Source organism: Streptomyces sp. NPDC058470, assembly GCF_042721055.1.
Taxonomy (GTDB): Bacteria; Actinomycetota; Actinomycetes; order Streptomycetales; family Streptomycetaceae; genus Streptomyces.
This window is the reverse complement of sequence record NZ_JBHXMF010000098.1, coordinates 14,523-22,166: the sequence shown is the minus strand read 5'-3', so window position 1 is coordinate 22,166 and position 7,644 is coordinate 14,523. Positions and strand designations below refer to the sequence as shown.

The window sequence follows — 7,644 nt, the reverse complement described above, 5'->3', positions numbered from 1 at the left end:
CCGCCAGCATCCAACTCACCCTGCCGCCCCTGGCGACGGTGTGGCTGCGACCCGCGTAGGGCCTTTTTTCGCCCCCTCCGCCCCCTCCGCCCCTACCCATCCCGTACCTGGGGGCTGCCGCCCCCAGACCCCCGCATCGCGCTGAACGCGCTCGTCCTCACACGCCGGACAGGCTGAATCCAGCCCCTCCGGCGTTTGAGGAGCGGGGTCTGGGGCGGAGCCCCAGAAACAAGGGACGGGTAGGGGCGGAGGGGGCGAAAACCCCTACACCGCCTCCGCTCCCCTCAACCCCTCAGGCAACTCCCCGGTATAAAGCACCCCCAACGCCTGCGTAGCCCGAGTCAGCGCCACATACAGATCGCTCGTTCCGAACGCCCCGGGCTCCACCACCAACACCGAGTCGAACTCCAGCCCCTTGGCCTGCCGAGGATCAAGAAGCACCACCGCCCGGGTCAGATCGGGCGACTCCCCCGCGGTCACCCCGTCCAGCCTCCCGGCAAGGGAACCGTGCAGGGCCCGAGGCGCGATCACCGCAAACCGCCCCTCGGCAGGCGCCAACTCGGCGACGGCCTTGGCGACAGCACCCGGGAGGTCATCGGAGACGGCACGCACCCACGGCCGTACGCCCGTACTCCGCACGGACCGAGGCGGCTCGAACTCAGGATGCTCCGCCCGCAGCACCCCCGCCGCGAGGTCCATGATCTCGGACGGAGTCCGGTAGTTGACCGCGAGGCGGGCGTGGTCCCACCGGTCCTCGACGTAGGGAGAGAGGATCTCCTCCCACGATCCGACTCCGCCCGCCTCGGAGGTCTGCGCGGGATCGCCGACGAGCGTCATCGACCGCGTGGGACTCCGCCGCATCAACAACCGCCAGGCCATGGGGGACAACTCCTGCGCCTCGTCCACGATGATGTGCCCGAACGCCCAGGTCCGATCACCCGCCGCCCGCTCGGCGGCACTGCGGTGGTCGTCCTCCTCGTGCCGCTCGGCCATCCGCTCGGCGTCGATGATGTTGTGCGCGGAGAGGACTTCGGAATCCTCTTCGTCCATGTCCTCGAACTCGTACGTGCGGGAGGCATAGGACACGTCCAACACGCCTTGTGCGTAGGCGACTTGACTGCGCCGCTGCTGGTCGGCGAGGGCCCGCGCCACCCGGTCGTCCTCGCCGAGCAGTTCGGCGGCCTCGTCGAGGAGCGGCACGTCCGCGGTGGTCCAGTCCCGGGTGACCTCGCGGCGAACGGCCTCCGCGTCCTCGTCCGGCAGATATCCGTCGGGCTCGGCGAGGAAGTCCGCGACCAGCCGCTGCGGAGTCAGCCTCGGCCACAACTGCTCGATGGCGCCCCAGACTTCGGGATTCTCGGCCAGATCGTCACGGATCTGCGTGATGTCGCTGGCATCGAGGAGGTTCGACCCGTCGAAGGGATCCGTGCCGATGCGCTCGGCCAGCATGTCGGTGAGCGTGTTGAGGATGTGGCCCTCGAAGTGCTCGCGCGCGACATTGTGCGGCAACTGCGCCTCGCGGGTGCGCTCACGGGCGACCCGCACGAGCCCGGCGTCGAGCATGAGGATGTCCCGGTCGTGCTCGATGGCGATGACGGGGTCGGGAAGGCCCTGCCGATCACGTACGACGGCGGCGAGTACGTCGGCCATGTCGGCGCGCCCCTTCACGGCAGCCGCCTCGGGCAGGTCGGTGACGGTCGCCTTCACGCCGGGGAACAGTTCCCCGACGGTCGCGAGCAGCACACCCGTCTCGCCCAGCGCGGGCAGCACCTCGCCGATGTAGCCGAGGAAGGCGGGGTTCGGCCCGACGATCAGGACGGCTCGCTTGGCGAGCAACTCCCGGTACTCGTACAGCAGATAGGCGGCCCGGTGCAGTGCGACCGCCGTCTTGCCGGTGCCGGGGCCGCCCTCGACCACCAGCACACCCTGGTGGGGCGCGCGGATGATCTGGTCCTGCTCGGCCTGGATGGTCTGCACGATGTCGCTCATGCGGCCGGTACGCGCCGAGTTCAGCGCGGCGAGGAGCACCGCATCGCCGCTCGGGTCCTCGTGCCCGGTGCGTTCGTGGTCACCGAGGTCGAGGATCTCGTCGTGCAGGTCGGTGACCTGCCGGCCGTCGGTGGTGATGTGCCGGCGCCGGCGCAGGCCCATCGTCGTATGGCCGGTGGCCAGGTAGAACGGGCGGGCGACGGGAGCCCGCCAGTCGATGAGGATCGGGGTGTGCTCGGCGTCGTCGGCGCGGATGCCGATACGGCCGATGTGGTGGCTGACACCGGCGGTGAGATCGATACGGCCGAAGCAGAGCGAACCGTCCACGGCGTTCAGCGCGGCCAGCAGCCCCGAGCGCTCGGAGACGAGCACATCCCGTTCCAGCCGCGCCTGCATGGGCGTGTTGCCCTGCCCGAGCGCGTCCACGACGGCGGCCTCGGTGACACCGCGCAGCGCGTCCACGCGGATGTACACGCCGTCGATGAATTCCTGCTCAATGCGCAATTCATCATCGATAAATCCTGTGGTGGAGTCTGTGTTTGAGCCCCTGTTTGACAATTCCACTCCCGGCCGGATACACTGTGCTCAGTGAACTTCTCCGCGATTCAATGCCCTTGAAGTCGCGAACCATTAAATATACGCAAGGAAATCCCCCGAGCGCAATTGCTCGGGGGATTTCTTGTGTGGGATGGCCGGTTGTCGGCTGGCCAGTCGTCGGGCGGCCGGTTCCGCGGCGCGGGCTCACATCACCTCGGAGAGCTCCTCCAGAAGTCGTCGCTTGGGCCGGGACCCCACCATCGACTTCACCGGCTCACCGTCCCGGAACACCATGAACGTGGGCATCGACAGCACGCCGTACGCGAGCGTGGTCTGCGGATTGGTGTCCACGTCCAGTTGTACGACCTTGAGCCGGTCGCCCTCCTCGGCGGCGAGGGCGGTCAGCACCGGCGCCATCTGCCGGCACGGCGGGCACCAGTCGGCCGTGAACTCCACCAGCACGGGCAACTCCGCCCCGATCACCTCCGCCTCGAAGTCCGCGTCCGTCACCTCGGCCACACCCGCTGCCTTGATCACCGTGTCTGCCCTCCCAGTTCGCACACGGGTTCCGGGCCACCCGGAATCCCGGCATCGGCCGCCAGCTCGTCCCGCGCCCGCTCCGCCCGCGCCAGCTGCTCGCCGACCGTCGCCCGCACCGCGACCAACTCGTCGATCACCGCGTCGAGTTCACCGAGCTTGCGCCGGTAGACCGCGAGAGACGCGGGGCACGAGTCGCCCTCCGGGTGCCCGGCCCGCAGACACTCCACGAAGGGCCGCGTCTCCTCCAGGTCGAACCCGAAGTCCTGCAAGGTCCTGATCTGCTTCAGCAGCCGCAGATCGTCCTCGCCGTAGGTCCGGTACCCGTTCTCACCCCGCCGCGCGGGCAACAGCCCCCGGGACTCGTAGTACCGCAGAGTCCGCGTGGTCGTCCCGGCCCGCACGGCCAGCTCGCCGATTCGCATACCCCGACGGTAATCCTTGACGCCGACGTCAAGGCAAGGATGTCTTCGGGGGTGTCCTGTGGGTTGGCGGCAGCAGCGGCTTCCGTTCCACCGGGGACGACAGCACGATCGACGTCGTCGTACGGCCGAGGGCGGAGGTCTGCTCCAGGACGTCCTCCAGGTGGATGGTGTCCTCGACCACGACCTTGAGGATCCAGCAGTCCTCGCCGACTACGTGGTGGACCTCGACGACCTCCGGGCGGGAGAGGAGTTCGAGCGTCCTGGGGTGTTTCAGGGTGTAGCCGCCGTGCGGGTTGACGCGGATGAAGGCCTGGATGCCGTAGCCAAGGCGGGACGGCGACACGTGAGCGCCGTAGCCGGTGACGGCGCCCGTCGACTCCAGGCGCCGGACGCGTTCAGCGACGGCCGCCGGGCTCAGCCGGACGCGGCGGCCCAGCTCACTGAGCCTGATCCGGCCGTCGCTCTGCAGCAGGTCCAGGATCTGCCGGTCGAGCGCGTCGAAGGCCGCCGACGTTTCGTTGGCGGCGGGGCGCAGATGCCGTGGTTCCTTCGGCGCCTCGACCGGATCTCCCATGGCTCCCCCTTCAGACCTCACCGTCACCTCGGGAGAATTATGGGCCACAGCAGCTCAGGGGTTTTTTCACGGGGAGGGACAGCGTGCGCGAGGTATGCGTCATCGGCGGAAACCGGTATTTCGGAAAGCGGGTGATCGCCCGGCTGATTGCCGCCGGAGACCGGGTCACCGTCATCAATCGCGGTTCGTCGGCACCGCCCCCCGGGGTTGTTCACCTCGTCGCCGACCGCGATGACGAGAAGTCCCTGGAAAGCGTGCTGGGTCCACGCACGTTCGACGTCGTCATCGACCAGGTCTGCTACACACCCAGGCAGGCCGAGATCGCGCGACGCGTCTTCGCGGGCCGCACGCGGCGGTACGTCATGACGTCCACCGTCGAGGTGTACGAGTACGAGGACTCTGCGGCCCTCGTACCCGAGGATGCCGTGGACCCTCGTACGGTCGCCGTCGACCTCGAACTCCCCTGGGACGAACCGGAGTTCCTCGACGCGCACTACGGCGAGGGCAAGCGGCAGGCCGAGGCGGTCTTCACGGCTGCCGGCCCCGCGTTTCCTTACGTGACCGTACGCGTCGCCCATGTCCTGGGCGGAGGCGACGACTTCACCGGCCGCCTCGACCACTACACCGACCGCATCCGTACCGGCGAGCCGATCGCCGTACCCGCTGTGAACCACCCCGCGACCTACATCCACGTCGAGGAGATCGCGGACTTCCTCACCTGGACGGCGGGCGCCGAATTCACCGGGCCGGTGAACGCCGCCTCCCACGGGACGCTCACCACCGAGGAGTTGTGCGCGGCGGTGGCCGTACATCTCCCGGAGGGCAGAACGGTCTTCCGGAGTGTCGAAGCCGGTGATGTCTCGCCGTTCTCGTTCACGCGCTCGTACGGCATGGACAACTCCCGCGCGACGAAGCTCGGTTTCACCTTCGGTGACGTAGGCAATTGGCTGCCGCGCGCCGTGACCGAGACCCTCCGGAAGGCAGGCTGACATGCGCTACCGCCCCCTCGGAAACCTCCGCGTCGGCGCGATCGGCCTCGGCGCGATGCCGCTGTCCATCGAGGGCCGCCCGGACGAGGCTCGCGCCGTGGCCACCGTGCACGCCGCCCTCGACGCGGGCGTCACGCTCCTGGACACGGCGGACTCGTACCACCTGCCGGGTGAGGAGCCCGGTCACAACGAACGGCTCGTGGCCCGCGCCCTGGCGACGTACGGCGCCGGCACGGCCGACGTGCTGGTGGCCACGAAGGGCGGGCGGGGCAGACCGGCCGACGGCGGCTGGACGGTGACGGGTTCTCCGCGCCACCTCAAGTCGGCTGCGGAGGCCTCCCTCAAGCGGCTCGGTGTGGAGGCGATCGGCCTCTACCAGCTCCACAAACCCGACCCGGGCATCCCGTTCGAGGACTCGCTCGGCGCCCTGCGCGAACTCCTCGACGAGGGCAAGATCCGCCTCGCCGGAATCTCCAACGCGACCGTCGCCCAGATCCACCAGGCCCGCACGATCCTCGGCGCCCGCCTCGCCTCGGTCCAGAACCGGTACTCCCCCGCCGTCCGCGACAGCGACCCCGAGCTCCGCCTCTGCACGGACCTCGGCATCGCCTTCCTCCCGTGGAGCCCCCTGGGCGGGATCTCCCGAAGCTCCCTGGACGGCCCGGCGAAGCCCCACCCCGACCCGCGCTTCGACGCCTTCCACGAGCTGGCCCACGCATACGGCGTCAGCCCCCAACAGATCTGCCTGGCCTGGCTGTTGGCCTCCTCCCCGACCATGCTCCCGATCCCCGGCGCCAGCCGCCCGGAGACGATCCGGGACTCCGCCGGGGCGGCCGATCTGACACTGACACCGGCCGACACGGCGAGGCTCGACGGAGCGGCGGGACAGTAGGAACCCGCGAGAACCTTCCGGGTCGGGAGACGCACGTCACATTCGCGCATGTCACAACCGGCCGAGCCGTCCCGTCGTAGAGGTGTATCCGCACACAACGGCAGGAGTACACCATGGAAGCCCGGTTGAACGTCTTCACCAGTACGGTCGCAGCCAAGTTCGGGAAGCACCTCGTCGCCGCGGGCAGGGTGCTCGCGGACTCGACGCTGCCGGCCTCGACACAGGAACTCGTCAAGCTCCGCGCCAGTCAGATCAACGGCTGCGGCTTCTGCACCGACATGCACAGCAAGGACGCCGTGCACGCCGGAGAGACCTGGACGCGTCTCAACCTGGTCGCCGCCTGGCGCGAGGCCACGGTGTTCACCGATGCGGAGCGCGCCGCTCTGGAGCTGGCGGAGCAGGGCACCCGCATCGCCGACGCGGCCGGCGGCGTCACGGACGAGGCCTGGGCGAACGCCGCCAAGTACTACGACGAGGAGCAGCTCGCCGCCCTCGTGTGCACCATCTCCCTCATCAACGCCTTCAACCGAGGGAACGTCCTCATCCAGCAGCCGGCCGGCGACTACCAGCCCGGCCAGTTCGGATAAATCCGGGGCGGCGGTGGAAGCTGAAGGGATCGAGACCGTGCCGGAAGTCGGAGCCCTTGAAGGAGAGCACCTGCCCTCGGAAGATGTTGTGCTCACGTACGAGTACGTCGATCTCGGCGAGCAGCCTGTGCGCGAACTCCTTGTCCTGGGCGAGGACTTCGACCTCGACCTTGTTGCGCCCGTACTGGTCCGCCGGTCCGCGCAGCAGTACCGCGAACCGCTCCTCGCCCTCCTCGGCACGCTCCACGCCGAGGTAGAACCCGAAGGAGACACAGCCGAGTTCCTCTTCGGGAAGGGCTTTCCCAGGGGCCAGGCACAATGGCCGTCATGACCACGGAAATCCCCGGCCACGCGGAAGCCCCCAGCCGCGCGGACGTGAACCGCCGCCGCATCCTCGATGTCGCGCTCACAGAACTGCTGCGTGATCCCGACGCGTCCATGGACCAGATCGCGCGAGCCGCGGGCGTCGTACGGCGTACGGTGTACGGGCATTTCCCGAGCCGTGAGGCGCTGATCTACACGTTGTTCGATGCCGCTGTGGATGCGGTGGAGACGGCGCACAGGACGGGGCGCGAGGGTGTCGAGGATCCGCTGGAGTCGGTGGTCCGTTCGACGCTCGCGTGCTGGGAGGTCGCCGACCGCTACCGGCTGCTCGTCGGGCTCGCGCAGCGCAGTGTCACGGTGCAGGGCATCCGTCAACGGCTCGCGCCCGCCCGCGGGGCCGTCGTGGAGGTGCTCCAGCGCGGCCTCGAACAGGGGGTGTTCGAGTCCCCGCTGCCCGCGACCGTGCTCGCCCACGTACACGAGCAGATGCTGTTCGCGCTCATGGAGGCGGTGAACCACGGCCTGCTGGCAGCGGAAGAGGCGGGCCGGTCCGCCGCGGTCACGTTGCTGACCTCGGCGGGCGTACCCGCCTCACACGCCACCGAACTGGTGGCGAAGCTGAGCGACGGCTGAGGCCGCGGCTTACGGCCTGCGGCTTCCCGCTTACGGCCTGCGGGTTCTGGCTTACGCCCGCCGGCTTCCGGCTTCCGGCCTGCGGGTTCTGGCTTACGCCCGCCGGCTTCCGGCTTCCGGCCTGCGGGTTCTGGCTTACGCCCGCCGGCTTCCGGCC

At 69.3% G+C, this 7,644-nt stretch carries 9 protein-coding genes; 4 read left to right on the top strand and 5 right to left on the bottom strand.

Going from position 1 to position 7,644, the window contains the following annotated elements; genetic code table 11:
* Positions 1 to 264 precede the first annotated feature (264 nt).
* The 4 genes from ACFWP7_RS40630 to ACFWP7_RS40615 all read right to left on the bottom strand — a co-directional run bounded on the left by ACFWP7_RS40630 (position 265) and on the right by ACFWP7_RS40615 (position 4,062).
* A complete protein-coding gene (locus ACFWP7_RS40630) occupies positions 265 to 2,565 on the bottom strand; it encodes a HelD family protein (protein ID WP_384392993.1) in 2,301 nt (766 codons plus the stop codon).
* 165 nt (positions 2,566 to 2,730) lie between these two features.
* Positions 2,731 to 3,045: a thioredoxin family protein gene (locus ACFWP7_RS40625; protein WP_384392990.1), complete on the bottom strand. Its 315-nt coding sequence runs from the start codon at positions 3,043 to 3,045 to the stop codon at positions 2,731 to 2,733.
* Positions 3,046 to 3,059: 14 nt separating this feature from the next.
* Entirely contained in the window at positions 3,060 to 3,488 is a 429-nt protein-coding gene (locus ACFWP7_RS40620) for a MerR family transcriptional regulator (RefSeq protein ID WP_384392984.1), read from the bottom strand.
* Positions 3,489 to 3,516: 28 nt separating this feature from the next.
* Positions 3,517 to 4,062 (bottom strand): Lrp/AsnC family transcriptional regulator, encoded by a 546-nt coding sequence (locus tag ACFWP7_RS40615; RefSeq protein WP_384392981.1) that lies wholly within the window; start codon positions 4,060 to 4,062, stop codon positions 3,517 to 3,519.
* Positions 4,063 to 4,145: 83 nt separating this feature from the next.
* Here ACFWP7_RS40615 and ACFWP7_RS40610 point away from each other — a divergent pair, with 83 nt between their 5' ends.
* The 3 genes from ACFWP7_RS40610 (at position 4,146) to ACFWP7_RS40600 (ending at position 6,530) form a co-directional block, all read left to right on the top strand.
* Entirely contained in the window at positions 4,146 to 5,051 is a 906-nt protein-coding gene (locus tag ACFWP7_RS40610; protein WP_384392978.1) for an NAD-dependent epimerase/dehydratase family protein, read from the top strand.
* Between the two features lies 1 nt (position 5,052).
* Entirely contained in the window at positions 5,053 to 5,943 is an 891-nt protein-coding gene (locus ACFWP7_RS40605; RefSeq protein WP_384392975.1) for an aldo/keto reductase, read from the top strand.
* 113 nt (positions 5,944 to 6,056) lie between these two features.
* Complete coding sequence (locus ACFWP7_RS40600) at positions 6,057 to 6,530, top strand: carboxymuconolactone decarboxylase family protein (protein WP_384392972.1); 474 nt, start codon at positions 6,057 to 6,059, stop codon at positions 6,528 to 6,530.
* Here the strand turns inward: ACFWP7_RS40600 and ACFWP7_RS40595 are convergent.
* Complete coding sequence (locus ACFWP7_RS40595) at positions 6,484 to 6,849, bottom strand: hypothetical protein (protein WP_384392969.1); 366 nt, start codon at positions 6,847 to 6,849, stop codon at positions 6,484 to 6,486. The genes ACFWP7_RS40600 and ACFWP7_RS40595 overlap by 47 nt on opposite strands.
* On the opposite strand from ACFWP7_RS40595, the gene ACFWP7_RS40590 reads away from it, so the two are divergent.
* The gene (locus ACFWP7_RS40590) at positions 6,849 to 7,487 is read left to right on the top strand and encodes a TetR/AcrR family transcriptional regulator (RefSeq protein ID WP_384392966.1); all 639 of its coding nucleotides are present in this window, start codon (positions 6,849 to 6,851) and stop codon (positions 7,485 to 7,487) included. The genes ACFWP7_RS40595 and ACFWP7_RS40590 overlap by 1 nt on opposite strands.
* Positions 7,488 to 7,644: the final 157 nt, after the last annotated feature.